General features: G+C 69.9%; 14 protein-coding genes and 1 tRNA gene. All 15 read right to left on the reverse strand.

All coding sequences use genetic code 11. The features are described 5' to 3' along the window. Position 1: 1 nt before the first annotated feature. The 15 genes from ispD to IT359_00635 all read right to left on the reverse strand — a co-directional run bounded on the left by ispD (position 2) and on the right by IT359_00635 (position 14,793). Positions 2–811: a 2-C-methyl-D-erythritol 4-phosphate cytidylyltransferase gene (ispD, locus tag IT359_00565; GenBank protein ID MCC6927454.1), complete on the reverse strand. Its 810-nt coding sequence runs from the start codon at positions 809–811 to the stop codon at positions 2–4. A 10-nt stretch (positions 812–821) separates the two neighbouring features. Next, a complete protein-coding gene (gene radA / locus IT359_00570) occupies positions 822–2,204 on the reverse strand; it encodes a DNA repair protein RadA (protein MCC6927455.1) in 1,383 nt (460 codons plus the stop codon). A 10-nt stretch (positions 2,205–2,214) separates the two neighbouring features. Continuing rightward, on the reverse strand, positions 2,215–3,636 hold the full coding sequence (gene dnaB, locus IT359_00575; protein MCC6927456.1) for a replicative DNA helicase: 1,422 nt from the start codon (positions 3,634–3,636) through the stop codon (positions 2,215–2,217). Then, positions 3,590–4,783 carry a hypothetical protein gene (locus IT359_00580; GenBank protein ID MCC6927457.1) on the reverse strand — a complete coding sequence of 398 codons (1,194 nt, stop codon included), beginning with the start codon at positions 4,781–4,783 and terminating at the stop codon, positions 3,590–3,592. The genes dnaB and IT359_00580 overlap by 47 nt, the downstream gene beginning before the upstream one ends. Beyond that, a complete protein-coding gene (coaBC, locus tag IT359_00585) occupies positions 4,773–5,954 on the reverse strand; it encodes a bifunctional phosphopantothenoylcysteine decarboxylase/phosphopantothenate--cysteine ligase CoaBC (GenBank protein ID MCC6927458.1) in 1,182 nt (393 codons plus the stop codon). Before coaBC ends, IT359_00580 begins: the two co-directional genes overlap by 11 nt. Before the next feature lie 29 nt (positions 5,955–5,983). Then, positions 5,984–6,196: a DNA-directed RNA polymerase subunit omega gene (locus IT359_00590; GenBank protein MCC6927459.1), complete on the reverse strand. Its 213-nt coding sequence runs from the start codon at positions 6,194–6,196 to the stop codon at positions 5,984–5,986. A gap of 41 nt (positions 6,197–6,237) precedes the next feature. Next, entirely contained in the window at positions 6,238–6,885 is a 648-nt protein-coding gene (gene gmk / locus IT359_00595) for a guanylate kinase (protein ID MCC6927460.1), read from the reverse strand. Between the two features lie 31 nt (positions 6,886–6,916). Continuing rightward, positions 6,917–7,789, reverse strand: a complete 873-nt coding sequence (locus IT359_00600) for a YicC family protein (GenBank protein ID MCC6927461.1) — start codon at positions 7,787–7,789, stop codon at positions 6,917–6,919. A 51-nt stretch (positions 7,790–7,840) separates the two neighbouring features. After that, positions 7,841–9,946 carry a hypothetical protein gene (locus IT359_00605; protein MCC6927462.1) on the reverse strand — a complete coding sequence of 702 codons (2,106 nt, stop codon included), beginning with the start codon at positions 9,944–9,946 and terminating at the stop codon, positions 7,841–7,843. Between the two features lie 5 nt (positions 9,947–9,951). Continuing rightward, positions 9,952–11,427: a leucyl aminopeptidase gene (locus tag IT359_00610; GenBank protein MCC6927463.1), complete on the reverse strand. Its 1,476-nt coding sequence runs from the start codon at positions 11,425–11,427 to the stop codon at positions 9,952–9,954. A 136-nt stretch (positions 11,428–11,563) separates the two neighbouring features. Beyond that, positions 11,564–12,556: a D-glycerate dehydrogenase gene (locus IT359_00615; GenBank protein MCC6927464.1), complete on the reverse strand. Its 993-nt coding sequence runs from the start codon at positions 12,554–12,556 to the stop codon at positions 11,564–11,566. Positions 12,557–12,703: 147 nt separating this feature from the next. Beyond that, positions 12,704–12,787, reverse strand: a tRNA-Leu gene (locus tag IT359_00620). Between the two features lie 119 nt (positions 12,788–12,906). Further along, complete coding sequence (locus IT359_00625) at positions 12,907–13,533, reverse strand: Spy/CpxP family protein refolding chaperone (GenBank protein MCC6927465.1); 627 nt, start codon at positions 13,531–13,533, stop codon at positions 12,907–12,909. Between the two features lie 2 nt (positions 13,534–13,535). Next, on the reverse strand, positions 13,536–14,246 hold the full coding sequence (locus IT359_00630; protein ID MCC6927466.1) for a zf-HC2 domain-containing protein: 711 nt from the start codon (positions 14,244–14,246) through the stop codon (positions 13,536–13,538). Then, complete coding sequence (locus tag IT359_00635; GenBank protein MCC6927467.1) at positions 14,239–14,793, reverse strand: RNA polymerase sigma factor; 555 nt, start codon at positions 14,791–14,793, stop codon at positions 14,239–14,241. The genes IT359_00630 and IT359_00635 overlap by 8 nt, the downstream gene beginning before the upstream one ends. Between the last annotated feature and the right edge of the window lie 68 nt (positions 14,794–14,861).

The following is a 14,861-nucleotide window of genomic DNA, read 5'->3' on the forward strand; positions in this document are numbered from 1 at the left end:
ACTAGGCGTCGAGTGCCGCCATGGCGTCGGCGCGCGCGAAATCGCGCTCCTCCGTCACCTTCATGGCGCGTTCGCTCCCGCGGACCACGACCACGGGGAGGGCCAGCCGTTCGCAGAGAGCGGCGTCGTCGGTGGCTGTCACGCCCGCGCGCCGCGCCTCCAGATGCGCACGCTCGAGCATGTCGCGCGGGAAGGCCTGCGGCGTTTGCGCTCTCCACAGTTTGGTACGGTCCACCGTGCGCACGATGGTCCCCTCGTCATCGACCTCCTTGAGCGTGTCGACGACCGGGAGGGCGGCCACGGCGCCGGTGCCGCGGCGTGCCTGCGCAATCACGTCCTCGATGGTGGCGTCGGTCACCAGCGGGCGCGCGGCGTCGTGCACCACGACGATCTCCACCTCGTCCTCGAGGTCCTCGATCCCGCTCCACACGCTGTCGCCGCGTTGTGCGCCACCCACGGAGACGAGGAGGCGATCGACATCGCACTGGAAGATCCACGGCGGCGGATCGCCGGCGACCGATCGCGGCAACACGGCCACCACCTGTGCCACGTCGGCGCGGCGATGAAAGGCCTGGATGCTGTGCAACAGCATCGGCTTCCCCGCGACCCAGCGGAACTGTTTCAGCTCCGCGCCTCCCGTGCGCGTCCCACTCCCCGCGGCCACGATGATCACCCCGACGTCGCGTCGCACCGTCCCCGCCGGGCGCAACTCGGGGGGCGTCGTGTCGCGTGGGAGGTGGCCCGGGGCCCGGCGCACGTCGTGTCCGTCGTGCTCGGCCTGCTCGGCCTGCTCGTCATGCGCGTCGTGCATCGACATCACGTCAGCGAAAGAGGTCCTGGAAGAGCGAGCCTAACGAGGAGACGCCGATGGCGCGCACGCCATCGGGGGTGCGGCGCGGCATGCCGCGCTCCGACAGATATACGCGCTTGAAGCCAAGCTGCGCCGCCTCGGCCAGCCGTCGCTCCGATTGCGAGACGGGACGCACTTCCCCGCCCAGCCCCACCTCGCCAATGAACACGGCGTCCGACGGCAGCGCCTGGTCGTACACGCTCGACGCCAGGGCGGCGGCCACCGCGAGGTCGCCCGCGGGCTCGTTCATGCGCAGCCCGCCCACCACGTTGAGGAAGACATCGAGCGGCGCGAACGAGAGCCCGGCCCGCTTGTCGAGCACCGCCAGCAGCAACGCGAGCCGGCGCCCGTCGAAACCGGTCGCCACGCGTTGCGGCGTCCCGAACCCCGCCTTGGCGGCCAGCGCCTGCACCTCCACCAGCACCGGGCGCGACCCTTCCAGCAACGCGGTGATGGCCGAACCCGAGGCCCGCCCCTCTCGGTCACCGAGGAAGAGCGCCGAGGGGTTCCCCACCCCCAGCAGCCCATCCTCGGTCATGCGAAAGACGCCGATCTCGTCCACCGAGCCGAAGCGGTTCTTGGTGGCGCGCAGGATCCGATGGTCGCCGGTGCCCTCGCCCTCGAAGTACAGCACCGTGTCGACGATGTGCTCGAGCGTCTTGGGGCCGGCGATCCCGCCCCCCTTGGTCACGTGCCCGACCACGATGACCGTGGCGCCGGCCGACTTGGCGTGTCGCATGAGGCGCGCGGCGCATTCGCGCACTTGTCCCACGTTGCCAGGCGCCCCTTCCAGCGCCTCGGTGGCCATCGTCTGGATGGAGTCGATGATCATGACCGCCGGCCGCGCCTGTGTGGCCACGTCGAGGATCTGCTCCAGCGATGTCTCGCACAGCAGCTGCACGTCTTCGGCCTGCCCCAGGCGCTCGGCCCTAAGCTTCACCTGCAGCGGTGATTCCTCCCCCGACACGTACAGCACCTCGGTGGCGGCCGCCGTGAGCGAGCCCGCCACCTGCAACAGGAGCGTCGACTTGCCGATCCCCGGCTCCCCACCCACCAGGACCATCGACCCGGGCACGATGCCGCCGCCCAGCACGAAGTCCAACTCGGCAATGCCGGACGAGAGCCGCGCCGTGCGCGCCGAGCGCACGTCGCGCAGGCGTACCGGCGCGGCACCGGCGCCGTCCGCCCCCGCGCCCCCCCTGGGGTGCCCGCGGGGCGGCGCCTTGGCCGAGCGCGGCGCCGCCTCCTCGACGAGGACATTCCACTCGCCGCAGGCATCGCACCGCCCGGCCCACTTGGGGTGCTCGGCGCCACACTCGGTGCAGCGGAACACCGACTTGGTGCGCGGCGCCATCACGCGGGACTCACTCCTGACGCGCCGAGTAGTTGTCGAAACGGGTGTACTTCTTGTGGAAGAACATCCGCACCGTGTCGACCGGCCCGTTGCGCTGCTTGCCGATGATGACCTCGGCGAGTCCATCGAGCGGCGTGCCGTCGGCCAGGCGCCGCGGCTCCCCGCGCTCGTCGTGCGCCCCCTCGTAGTACTCCGGGCGATAGAGGAACATCACGACGTCGGCGTCCTGCTCGATGGCCCCCGATTCGCGCAGGTCGGAGAGCTGCGGCTTCTTGTTCTCGCCGGTGCGCTGTTCGGGGCCGCGCGATAGCTGCGAGAGGCAGATCACGGGCACCTCGAGCTCGCGCGCGAGGATCTTGAGCGACCGCGAGATGTAGCTCACTTCCTGCTGGCGGCTTTCCGAGTCGGCCGGCCCCTGGATGAGCTGCAGGTAGTCGATGATGATGAGGCCGATGTTGTTCTCCGCCTTGAGGCGGCGACAGCGCGAGCGAATCTCGAGGACCGAGAGCCCCGGCGTGTCGTCGATCCAGATGGGGAGCGTTCCCAGGATCCCCGACGCCTTGGCCAGGTTGCGGAAATCGTCATCGGTCAGCTTCCCGCTGCGGAGCTTTTGGGCATCGACCCACCCCTCGGCGGCCAGCATGCGGGTGACCAGCTGCTCCTTCGCCATCTCGAGCGAGAAGAGCGCGACCGCCGTCTTGCCGTAGTAGGCCGCGTTCTGCGCCACGTTGAGCACGAACGCCGTCTTCCCCATGGAGGGGCGTGCGGCGACGATGATCAGCTCGGAGGGCTGGAAGCCTAACGTGAGCTTGTCCAGGTCGTCGAAGCCCGAGGGGACGCCGGTCACGGTCTCGCCGTGCCGACTCAGCTCCTCGATCTTCTCCATCGCCTGCCAGAGGAGTTCCTTGATGCGATGGAACCCCTCGGCCTTGCGCGACTGGTTGATCTGGAAGATGCGCTGCTCGGCGACATCGAGCAGGTCGTGCGAGGTCGACTTCCCCTCGTACGCCGACGTGATGATCTCCGTCGACGTCTCGATGAGGCGGCGCACGAGCGCCTTCTCGCGGATGATCTTCGCGTGGTACTCGACGTTGGCCGAGGTGGGGACCGCGTCGACCAGTTGCGCGAGGTAGTCCTTGCCGCCCGACGCTTCCAGCTCTCCGCGCAGCGAGAGTTCGTCGGCGAGGGTAAGGACGTCCACGACCGACCCGCGCTCGTTGAGCGAGAGGATGGCGCGGAACATCCGGCGGTGCGCTTCCCGGTAGAACATGCTGTCGTCGACGAACTCGATCGCACGCACGATGGCGTTGCGATCCATCATCATCGCCGACAGCACCGCCTGCTCGGCATCCTCCGAGTACGGGGGACGCCGATCGCGGAACGGGTCACGCGTCGCGGGCGCGGTCGTAGAGTCGTCGAGCAAGCTGGACATCTTCCCAGGTCGGGCGCTTCCACGACGGATTGCGCAGCAACGCCGCCGGGTGATAGGTGACGATCAGGGGGACCCCGTAGTAGCGGTGGATCCGTCCGCGCAGTTTGCCGATCGGCTCCTTGGTCTGCAATAGTGTTTGCGCCGCAAAGGTCCCCAGCGCGACGATCACCTTGGGGCGCAGGATCTCGATCTGCCTAACGAGATACGGCGAGCAGGCCGCGACCTCGTCGGGCGTCGGGTTCCGGTTCCCCGGTGGCCGGTGCTTCAGGACGTTGCAGATGAAGACGTCCTCGCGCGACAGGCTGATGGCGGCCAGGATCTTGGTGAGCAGCTGCCCCGCCTGCCCCACGAACGGCTTCCCCTGCTCGTCCTCCGTGGCGCCAGGCGCCTCGCCCACGCAGACGAAATCCGCCTCGGGATTCCCTTCCCCGGGGACCGCCTGCTTGGCCGTCTTGTACAGCGTGCATGCCTGGCAGCTGCGCGCCGCCTCGGCAATGTCGGCCAGCGAGCGCCACGGCGACTGGGGACCGCCAAACAGCTCGTGCGCCGGCGAGCCGACCACCAGGCCCGTGGGGATCTGTTCGAACGGCAGCGTGGCGTGTGACATTTCCTGCGGCTTCGCGGAGGGCGAGGCTGGCATGGGTTGGGCGGTGGAGGCGATGGGCGCATCTGAGGCTCGCTCGTCGGATGCTGGCGCGTCAGACGATCCCTTCGCCGCGCCGGCCGAGTCGGAGGGCGGGGCGACGAGGGCGGCACCGGCTTCCGCGTCGGACGCTTCGAGCGACGCCGCGTCGGCGCGCGGCGCGGGGCGAGGTGCGGGGGCGCGCTCACGATCGGTGCGTGGCGCGCTCCCGGCGCCCCCGCGCTGGTCGAGTGCGCGTAGCGCCTCGCGCCAGTCGCTCGGAGGGGCGGCGTCACCGAGCGTCGCGGCGCCTGGGCGCTCCGTTGCTGCTGACGGCGGCACGGGGCGGTCGCTCGCCGGCGCCCGCCCTCCCGCGTCACCCGTCGCCGGGCGCCGCCCGCTCCCCGCGCCGGCTCCAAGGAGGCGCAGCACCTCCTCCACCGACATCGCGTCGAGGACGAGTTCCGTCTCTCCCGCGTCGCGCCGCTGCTCCAGGTAGAGCCGCAGCCGCTCCTTAGCGTCCACCGAGCAGCGCCTCGATACGGTCGAGGATCTCGTCGGCCACCTCGCGCTTGCTCAGGAGCGGGAGCGCCTCGCTGGCGCCGGCGCGCGAGAGGAACGTCACGCGATTGGTGTCGCCCTCGAAGCCGGCCCCCGCCTCGCGCGCGTCATTCACGACGATGAGGTCGAGCCCCTTGGCCTCGAGCTTCTGCGCTCCGTTGGCCAGGACGTCGTCCGTTTCCAGCGCGAAGCCGACGATCACGGCGCCCGGGCGGCGCACCTCGCGCGTGTCGCGCAGGATGTCCGGCGTAGGCGCCAGCGCGATGGCCTCTGGGGCGCCGGACTTCTTGATCTTGGAGCCGGCAACGGTCACCGGGCGGAAATCGGCGGGCGCCGCCGCCATCACGAGCACGTCGGCGCCCGGGAGCGCATGCGCCACGGCATCGCGCATCTCCAGCGTGGTGTGCACGGGGACCAGGTCGAGCGGCGCCGAGGGCGCCGTGCCTAACGGGCCGGCCACCAGCGTGACGTGCGCCCCTCGCCGCCATGCCGCCTCGGCGATGGCCACCCCCATCTTGCCGCTGCTGCGGTTCGACAGGAAGCGCACCGGATCGATCGCCTCCCGCGTGGGCCCCGCGGTGACGACGATGGAACGGCCGGCGAGTATCGAGCCGCGCTCGAGGATCCGGGCCGCGTGAAGGAGGATCGTCTCGGGCTCGCTCATGCGCCCCGGCCCCACCCCTTCCCCTTCCGCCAGCTCACCCACCTCGGGATCGAGGACGTGGTACCCGATCTCACGCAGCTGCGCCACGTTGCGCGCAGTTTGGGGATGGGCCCACATGCGGTCGTTCATCGCCGGGACCACGAGGACCGGCGCCGTGGTGGCGAGGAGCGCGGCGGTGAGGAGGTCGTTGGCGAAGCCGTGCGCCGCACGCGCCATCGTGTCGGCGGTGGCCGGTGCCACGATCACCAGGTCCGCGGCGCGCGCCAGCTTGATGTGCTCGAGCGCGTGTCCCGGCGTGAACAGGCCGCTGTGCACCGAGCGCCCCGTGAGCGCCTCGAACGTCACCGCCCCGATGAACTCCTGCGCCGACGGCGTGAGGATCACGTCGACGGCGGCACCGCCCTGCGTGAGCAGGCGCGCCAGCGACGCCGACTTGTAGCTGGCGATCCCTCCCGTGACTCCCAGGAGGATGCGGCGTTTCGTGAACGGACGAACGGGACCTACTCCGCGCGCCGACGGGGGATGACCTTGTACTCCACGTCGCCCCGCGCCAACTCCTCCATGGCCCGCGTGGTGAGCTTCTTCTCGCGTGTGCTCGGCGTGAGGTTCTTGGGAATGTCGTTCAGGACGCGCGCATACTTCGCGGCCACAAGGACCCCGAGGTACTTGTTCGCCGAAGCGCTGGCAATCTCGTCAGGCGTGAAGACTCGCATTCGTGGGCTCGTGTCTGTTGGTCAGGTGCAACGCTGGTCGATCAACCAGCGCGTGCGTACTTCGTGATCTCGCGGTCCAGCCCATCCACCAGCAGCCGGACGCGATCCTCCAGGAGCGGCACCCGGCGATGGCGCACCGTCTCGGCGTCGACGATCGACGCCACCTGCGCGTAGGCCACCTCCAGGTCGTCGTTCACCACGACGTACTGGTAACTCCCCACCGCCGCCAACTCGTCACGCGCCCCGGTAAGCCGGCGATGGAGCGCCTCCGGTGACTCCGTCTGCCGCCCGGTCAACCGGCCGAGCAGAACTTCGGCCGACGGCGGGAGCAGGAAGACTAACACCGACTCGGGGTACGCCGCGACGAATTGCCGCGCCCCCTGAACGTCGATGTCCATCACCACGTGCCGTCCCGTCCCGAAGACCCGCTCGATCTCGCTCCTCAGCGTCCCGTAGAAGTTGCCGTGCACCTCGGCCGACTCCGCGAACTCCCCCCGCGAGCGCCGCTCCCGGAACTCGTCCACCGAGAGGAAGTGGTAGTCGCGGCCGTTCTCCTCCCCGTTGCGGGGCGAGCGCGTCGTGCACGAGATCGAGTATCCGACGTCCTCGCGGCGCTTGAGCAACATCCGCGCGATGGTCGTCTTGCCGCCCCCCGAGGGGGACGAGAGGATCATGGGAAACGGGTTCACAAGCAGTTCCGTAGCGCAGGTACGTCGCAGTTCACTCGAGGTTCTCCACCTGCTCCCGGATCCGCTCCAGTTCCTCCTTGATCGTCACGACGTCGGCCAGCATGGCTGCATCGTTCGACTTGCTCCCGGTGGTGTTGGCCTCGCGGAGCATCTCCTGGAGCAGGAACCCGAGCCGCTTTCCCACCGGTTCGCCGTCCCGGCGCTCGAGCGTCTGCCGAAACGCGGCGTTGTGAGAGTCAAAGCGCGACAGCTCCTCGTGCACGTCGAGCCGGTCGGCGAGGATGGCGATCTCCTGCGCCAGGCGCTGGTCGTCGACCGCCACTCCCGCGGCGAGTTCCTGCACCGACGCGCGAAGGCGATCGCGCTGTTCCAGCAGTCGTGCCGGCGCCCGCGCCGCGATGCGCCCCAGCGCTCCCTCGACGATGGCCAGCCGCTGCAAGAGGTACGCGGCCAGTCGCTCGCCCTCCTCCTCGCGCGCCGCCGATAGCGCCTGTGCGGCGGAATCGACGATCGTCAGCAGCTCGCTCACCTCGCCGTCCTCCCCTTCGGAGATGGACTGCATCACGTCGGGCATGCGCAGCACCGCCGACACGTCGATCACGCCATCCAACTGGTAGCGCGACTGGAGCCGGCGCAACAGCTCCACGTAAGCGCCAAACCGCGCCTCGTCGATCGCCGGCGCCCCCGCCACCCCACGCTCCACCCGCGCGCTGAGCGAGATGTGCCCGCGGTTCACGCGCTTGCGCAGCGATTCGCGCACTTCGCTCTCCCATCGGGCAAGCTCCGAGGGGAGACGGATGGTCGCGTTGAAGAATCGATGATTGACGGAGCGGAGTTCGACGGCGACGCGCGCGGCGCCCACCATCCCTTCCGCCACGCCAAAGCCGGTCATGCTTCGGATCATGGGAGGCCGCGCAAGTTATTGCGGGACAACAACCTTGTCAAATCGGCCTTCCTAGTTGAAGAAGTACCAGCGCACGCCGTAATACTGCACGGGGCGATGCATGAAGTAGCCCGGCACCTGCTGGTACACCTCGTTCATCACGTTCCGGAACTGGTAGGAGAGCGTCGCTTGCAGCAGGCGGATCTCCAACTGCGCACCGATCGTTCGGTACTGCGACGACTGGAGCACCTCGTCGCCCACCAGGAAGAGCGCCTGGGTGCGGTACTCGTGCGAGACGGCGAAGTAGATGTTCAGGTTCCCGGAGGGGAATCGCGAACGCCAGGCGGTGTTCACGTACAGCTGCGAGCGCGTCTGGTACATGGGGCGCAACATCCCCGCCGAATCCCACTTGATGGCGGTCGCGTCAAAGCCCACGTCCTTCCAGACCTTGCCACGCAGCGAGACAAACAGCCCGGTTGCGGCGCCGACCGACGTTCCCGTGAAGCCGGTATCGAAGACGATCGGGGCGATGAGTTGCGCCGTGTCGCGCGACATGATGCCGCCCGACAGCCACGCGCGATGCAACCGAACCCCGACCTCGCCGCGATACGTGAGTTGCGTGGGAAAGAGGGCCGCGATGCTGGGGGCGTAGTAGCTCACGGCGCCCGACACGCCAAGCCACGACAGCGGGAGGAGGCGCGCCGAGCCGTCAATGCGCCTGAGGTGGCGCTCCTCCTGCTGCTCCACGAAGCCCGTGACCGCCAGGCGCGGGCGCTCGTACGAGACGCGCGCCGACGGCGTGAGGTACGACAGCGAGTCGATACGCCTGAAGCGCCCAGTGACCGAGAGCGACAGCGCCCCCCGATCCCACCCGGCGGCGGCGATGTACTGCTGCGCGCTCGGCGTGAACTCGGTGGGCGAGGGCCTGAGCGGGAAGGCGACGGTATCGGTGTGATTGATGTTCGACTGCTGGTGCGACAGGCGGGCCGCCGTCAGGTGCATCCAGATGCCGCGCGCGGTGTCGGTGAAGGCAGCGCGCGCATAGGCCTGCGTGAACGACCCGTCGAACCGCGGGAGCGCCGGTCGCGTGGGGATCAACTCCTCGTCGCGCGGCTGCTCCGTCCGGTCGCGCGCGGTGCGCAGGAACGACGCGTCGACGCTGAAACGCCCGCGTGCCCACCCGGTCCGGCCAAAGAGCGACAGCCCATCGGCATCGCCACCGCCGCGACTGTCGCGCGTCCCGATCTGGTAGGCCCCGAGCTGCAATGCCGCGCCGTTCCGGTAGCGCTGCCCGAAGTAGCCGGCGTAGCCGTTGGTCTCGAGGTCACCGGTCCCGATGTCGATACGCGTCGATGGCGTGACGTTCCGGACGCGCCACGAACGCAGGTGCACGCGCACCTCCGCCGCGGCGCGCTCGAGTCGCACTTCCTCGAGCGGCCAGAGCTGCACGAAGGAGAGGTCGAGGATGCCGCCGTTGCGTGGATCCAGGTTGTCGAGCTCGATCCCGTCGTAGAAGACGCGAACCCGTCCCACGTCGCCGATCATCGCACCCACCTGCGGCGACCCTACCCATCCGGTGCGGAAGACCGAGAGCCCCGGCACGCGATCGAGAAGATCGCCCAGCGTGAGCGCCCCGGTGGCGGCGAGTTCGTCGCGCCCCCAGCGGTACTGTTCGCCAAGGTCGGTGAGCTTGGGCATCTCGGCGGCGGCGGTCGGCGCCTTGACGGTGTCGATGCGGCGCGCCTGCTCGCGCAGGATCGCCTCCGCCTCCTTGCGCAGCGAGTCGGTCCGGAGCGAATCGGCGCGCAACGAATCGCGCCGCGCCTTGAGCGTGTCCTGGGCGATGGGTTCGCGCTGGGCGAGCGAGTCGCCCCTGGCGGCCGAGTCTCCCTTGGGACGCAGGGTGTCAACCGGAGTGACCGGGACCACGGGAGCCACGGCCGGCGTTGGCGTGGCCGCGCGCGCCTTGGCCAGCGAGTCGGCGCGAAGCTTCGCCTTGGCGATGGAGTCGGCGCGGGCCCTGGCCTTACGGATCGAGTCGGCGCGGGCGCGCGCGGCCTTGCTCGTATCCTGGCGTGCCGCCGTTGGGGGCGGCTGGCGCTGCTGCGCTGCCGCCGTCCCGTGCAAAACGGCCCCGACCGCGAGGCCGAGGCCGGCGAGCCGCAGTAGTCGGACCAACCGAGTCAGTGCGCTCTCCCTCGAACGAATTCGATGAAGGTACCCGTCGGCGTCCCGGTCGGTCCCTTCGGGATGATTCCGAGGTCGACTTCGCTGTACGCGGTTCCGGCAACGTCGAGATGCACCCACGGGTACGAGACAAACTCGCGCAGGAACATGGCCGCGGTGATGGTCCCGCCGGCGCGTCCGCCCGTGTTCTTGATGTCGGCCACGTCCGACTTGATCTGTTCGCGATAGTCCTCGAACATCGGCAGCTGCCACGCCGGTTCGCTGGCGCGCGTGGCGGCGCCGATGACTTCCGCCACAAGGGCGTCATCGTTGCCGAGGGCACCGGTCGTCGTGTTGCCCAGCGCGATGACGCAGGCGCCCGTGAGCGTGGCGGCATCGACCACCGCCGCGGGATCGAAGCGCGCGACCCAGGCCAGCACGTCGGCGAGGACGAGCCGCCCTTCGGCGTCGGTGTTGATGATCTCGATCGTCTTCCCCGTCGACGCGGTCACGACGTCGCCCGGCTTCACCGCGGTGCCCGACGGCATGTTGGTGGTCGCACCAAAGACGCCGACGACGTTGACGGGAAGCGCCAGGCGAGCGATGGCTTCCATGGCACCGAGGACGCCTGCCGCGCCGCACATGTCGAACTTCATGAACTCCATGCGCTCGGCCGGCTTGATCGAGATGCCGCCGGTGTCGAAGCAGAGCCCCTTCCCCACCAGGACGATCGGCTTCTGTTCTTTAGGGCCGCGGCGATACTCGATCGCCACGAGCCGCGGGTCCTGCGGCGTTCCCTGCGCCACGCAGAGGAACGACCCCATCTTCTCGCGCTCCATTTCCTTTCGGCCGAGCGCGGTGACCTTGAGCCCGTGGCGCTTGGCAATGTCGCGCGCCGTCTCCTCCAGCACCTCCGGGGTGCACACATTGCCGGGCATCTGCGCCAGGCGGCGTGCGGTGGCATAGCCCGCCCCCACCGCCTGAGCCGCCGCGACGGCGGCGCCGAGCAGCTTGGCGTTGTCGGCAATGAGCGTGGCCGAGGCGAGCGGGGCGCGCCGTTCGTTCTCGGGAGGCGGGGTGCGCAGGTCGAGGTAGTCCCAGCATCCGTGCTGCGCACCAACCAGGATCGCCTCGGCCTCGTTGGCGTCGACGCCGCCGGCCAGAATCGCCATGGTCCCGACGCCGAGCTTGTGCGCCTGACGGGCGCCCAGCGTCGCGGCACGGCGCAGAGCGAGGGCGCGGTCGGTGGTGGTGCCGTACCCCACGAGGAGTATGCGACGCGGGCCGCGAGGGCCGCCCACCAGGTGCAACAGTTCATCGCGACCTCCGCGGAAGTCGCCGCGGCGCAGCGTGCGCCCGATGGCTCCCCCGGTCGACTTGTCGAGCGCCTTCAAGTACGCCGGGAAGTCCGAACCGGCCGGCAGCAGGGTTACCAGCAGCGGCGTGTTGAAGGTCGCCGCGTTGGTCGCACGCGCAGCTATGGTCAGCGTCATGAACGAGGGGGCTCGGGCTTCGCTCGCGCGCACGCATGCATCCCCAAACGGGGGCGCCGGTACGCACTCAAGGTTCGCAACTGCGGCGGAAAGCTAGGGAGGACGAATGAGCGCTGCAAGCGAACGCGCCACGTCGTCAGGCGACGCGGTTGGGAAGCGGTTGGCCGCGCACAAAGGCCCGAATGTTCTCCAGCGCGCACTCACCCATCGCCACGCGCGAGGCCTCGGTCGCGCTCCCCAGGTGCGGGAGCGCGAAGACATTGGGAAGCATGCGCAGCGGCTCGGGAACGTGCGGTTCACGTTCGTAGACGTCGAGCGCTGCCCCGGCGATTGTCCCGTCGGCCAGTGCGGAGACCAGCGCCTCCTCGTGTACCACGTCGCCACGCGAGGTATTCACCAGGAAGGCCGTGCGCCGCATGCATCGCAGTTGGGGCTCGCCAATGAGGTGATGCGTCTCCGGTGTAGCCGGTGTATGCAGCGAGATCACGTCGCACTGGCCGAGCAGGTCCTCCAGCGAGGGGACGTACGACGCGCCGCACGCCGCCTCCACGCTGGCGGGTCGCGGATGCCGGGAGTGGTACAGGACGCGCATCCCGAAGCCGTGTGCCGCGCGGCGCGCCACCGCCTGCCCAATGCGCCCGAATCCCACGATGCCTAACGTGGCGCCGGTGACGCGTGTCCCCAGCAGGTGCGTGGGGCGCCACCCGGTCCACTCTCCGGCGCGTAGTTCGCCGTCTCCTTCTCGCACGCGGCGCGCGACCGCGAGGATCAGCAGCATCGTGAGATCGGCGGTGTCGTCGGTGAGCACGCCGGGGGTGTTGGTGACCGCGAGCCCGGCCTGGCGCGCCGCCGTGAGGTCGATGTGGTTCGTCCCCGCCCCGAAGTTGGCCAGGAGCCGCGCGCGCCGCCGGGCGTCGCCCACGACCTCGGCGGTGAGGCGATCGGTGAGCGTGCACAGCACGATGTCGTGCGCCACGAGCGCGTCGCGCAACTCGTGCCCCGTCAGCTGCCGATCGGTGGGATTGAGCGTGGCGCCGAATTCGTGAACGAGCGTTGCCTCCACCGGCTCGGGGAGGCGGCGCGTGACGAGGATCGAGGGGTGCGGCGGGAGGGTCGGGGGCAACGTCATGCGCGCTCACGAGTGGAGCCGGCGCTGGGCCGGGGCTGAGTGGGCGACCGTGGTTGCATCACGTGGGTGCTCCCCGTGGTGCGGCACCTAACGCGAAGGGCGCGCCGCCGTTGCGACGCGCCCCCCACCTGTTGTCGGTCATCACGATGCCCAGGACGAGACTCGAACTCGTATACCCCTGAGGGCGGGGGATTTTGAGTCCCCTGCGTCTACCAATTCCGCCACCCGGGCCACCGCCGCAATGTAGTGGCCGGGCTTCCACCGCTCAACGAGAGTGACGGCTGCCGTCCGGGGCGTGCCACCGGTGAGCAACGCGCGGTCCGCGAACCGCCGCGCATCACCGAGAGGCGCTACACCCCAGGGCGCCGCGGGAGCGACCGCATGCGCCCCGGACCGGGAGGGACACTCCGGCCGGCGTCGTCGGTGGTGTCGCCATCGGCGCGTCGGCGCATTTCATCGGCGCGCCGACGCAGCTGCTCCTGCAACCCCAGGTACCTGGCACGCTGCACTGGCGTGAGGAAGGCCGCGAGTTCGCGCTGTTCGGTCTCCACGAGGTCGAGTCGCGCCCGCTGCACGCGCAGCGCGCGCTCCATGAGCTGCGCCACACGATCCTGCGTCGCCTGATCCTCGCCTCCCCCTCCCTTCAGCGCCACGCGCATCTCGCGCCGCACGTCGCGCTCCTCCGTGAACAGCTCCCGGCGCTTGCCGTCCAGTCGCGTGTTCACCTCGCGCATCTGTTGCAGCTGCTGGTCGGTGAGGGCCAGTCGCTCCTTGAGCAACCCCTCGAAGCGCTCGCGAAAGCGCTGCTCGAGTTCGGCCCGGCCACGGCCGCCCCCCGGCGCCTGGCCCGGGCGCTGCGCCTCAACCCGCGACGCCGTCAGCGGCAACGCGAGGAGCGCGAACACGAGCGCGCGCTCGCGCGCGCGACGGGAACGGAAATGCACGGCGAGAGCTGCAATCGGGCGAGACATCGACACGTTCACTCCTGGGAACTCGACGGCGTGCTGGCAATGAGCCGGCTGCCGGGCGTTCCCTCGGGCTCGGCGAGCGGCGCCGCTTCGAGCTGGTCCAGCTCAGTGATCAGCGACTCGAGCGAGGCATCGTCCAACTCGGCCAGGGCAGAATGCACCGTCAGCCCCCGCGTCGTGATCCCCGACCCGGCGCCCGGAACGGCGGGCGTATCGGCAACCGCAAGCCGAGGTGCGCTCTGCAGCGCCGACTCCTGGCTCATCGCACTGTCGGCCGTGGCAGCCGGCGACCCACTGAAGTACGACCGCGCGATGGTCAGCGACATCCCGCCAAGTGAGATGAAGGTGACGGCGGCGGCAATGCGGTACAACACGGACGTCCGACGCCGCGCGACCGGAGCCTGCGCCGCCACGATGCGCTCGGTGCGGTGGAGCCGCAGCCCGCCTGGCGTCGCAGCACTCGGCATCGCAGCACCCGGCGCCGCGTCACTCCGCGCGCCCTGGGTCCGCGGGAGCGCGGCGACGATGCGCGCCGTGTCGATGGCCGGAACGCGAAGGCGCGCCATGGCGTGTCGCGCGTCGCGAAGCAGCGCGAACTCGGCCGCGCACAGCTCACACGCCGCCACGTGCGCCTCCACCCGTTCGCGCTCCGAGGCCGGCAGGGCGTCGTGCAACAGCTCCGGGAGGAGCTCCCGCACCTCGACGTTCTGGCAATCAGTCATGCAGCGTCTCCTTGATCTGCCGCAGCGCGTTGTGATAGTGCACGCGTGCGGCTCCTTCAGTCGTTCCCACCACCTCGGCAATCTCCCGATAGGACAGGCCATCGCTGACGCGAAGGGTGAATACCTCGCGCTGCGTTGCCGTCAACCGTCCAACGGCCCGGTGCATCTTCTGCTCAGCCTCCTCGGCGATCATGCCGTCGAGGGCGTCGTACTCGGTGACCACGTCCCCGTCCTGCAGCTCGGACACGTCCCGTTCCCGGCGCCTCGAGCGCCGCCGGTCGAGGACCAGCCGCCGGGCGATCGTGAACAGCCAGGTCCGCAGCGAACTCTCCCCGCGGAAGGCATCCAGCGACCCGAACGCCCGCACGAACGCGTCCTGCACTACCTCGTCTGCCACGTCCCGCACCCCCAGGCTCGCCACGTAGCGCGCCAGCGACGGGGCGTGCCGCTCCACCAGGAGGGTGGCAGCTCGCTCGTCACCCGCGCGCCAGCGCGCGATCAACTCGCCGTCCGGCGCGTCAACACCCGATGCAGTATCCGCAGTCATGCCTGTCCAGCGCGTGAGACGAATGGCGTGACAAAGTGTTAAGATGGGGGCGCTTGGGGAATGGCACA

Source organism: Gemmatimonadaceae bacterium (assembly GCA_020852815.1).
In the GTDB taxonomy this organism is placed as follows: Bacteria; Gemmatimonadota; Gemmatimonadetes; order Gemmatimonadales; family Gemmatimonadaceae; genus SCN-70-22.

What these genes read in the sequence shown, in the direction of transcription:
- IT359_00590 (MCC6927459.1), bottom strand. Translation starts at nt 6,196, where the DNA reads ATGCGAGTCTTCACGCCTGACGAGATTGCCAGCGCTTCGGCGAACAAG.
- IT359_00610 (MCC6927463.1), bottom strand. Translation starts at nt 11,427, where the DNA reads ATGACGCTGACCATAGCTGCGCGTGCGACCAACGCGGCGACCTTCAAC.
- IT359_00635 (MCC6927467.1), bottom strand. Translation starts at nt 14,793, where the DNA reads ATGACTGCGGATACTGCATCGGGTGTTGACGCGCCGGACGGCGAGTTG.
- IT359_00630 (MCC6927466.1), bottom strand. Translation starts at nt 14,246, where the DNA reads ATGACTGATTGCCAGAACGTCGAGGTGCGGGAGCTCCTCCCGGAGCTG.
- radA (MCC6927455.1), bottom strand. Translation starts at nt 2,204, where the DNA reads ATGGCGCCGCGCACCAAGTCGGTGTTCCGCTGCACCGAGTGTGGCGCC.
- ispD (MCC6927454.1), bottom strand. Translation starts at nt 811, where the DNA reads ATGCACGACGCGCATGACGAGCAGGCCGAGCAGGCCGAGCACGACGGA.
- dnaB (MCC6927456.1), bottom strand. Translation starts at nt 3,636, where the DNA reads ATGTCCAGCTTGCTCGACGACTCTACGACCGCGCCCGCGACGCGTGAC.
- IT359_00600 (MCC6927461.1), bottom strand. Translation starts at nt 7,789, where the DNA reads ATGATCCGAAGCATGACCGGCTTTGGCGTGGCGGAAGGGATGGTGGGC.
- IT359_00615 (MCC6927464.1), bottom strand. Translation starts at nt 12,556, where the DNA reads ATGACGTTGCCCCCGACCCTCCCGCCGCACCCCTCGATCCTCGTCACG.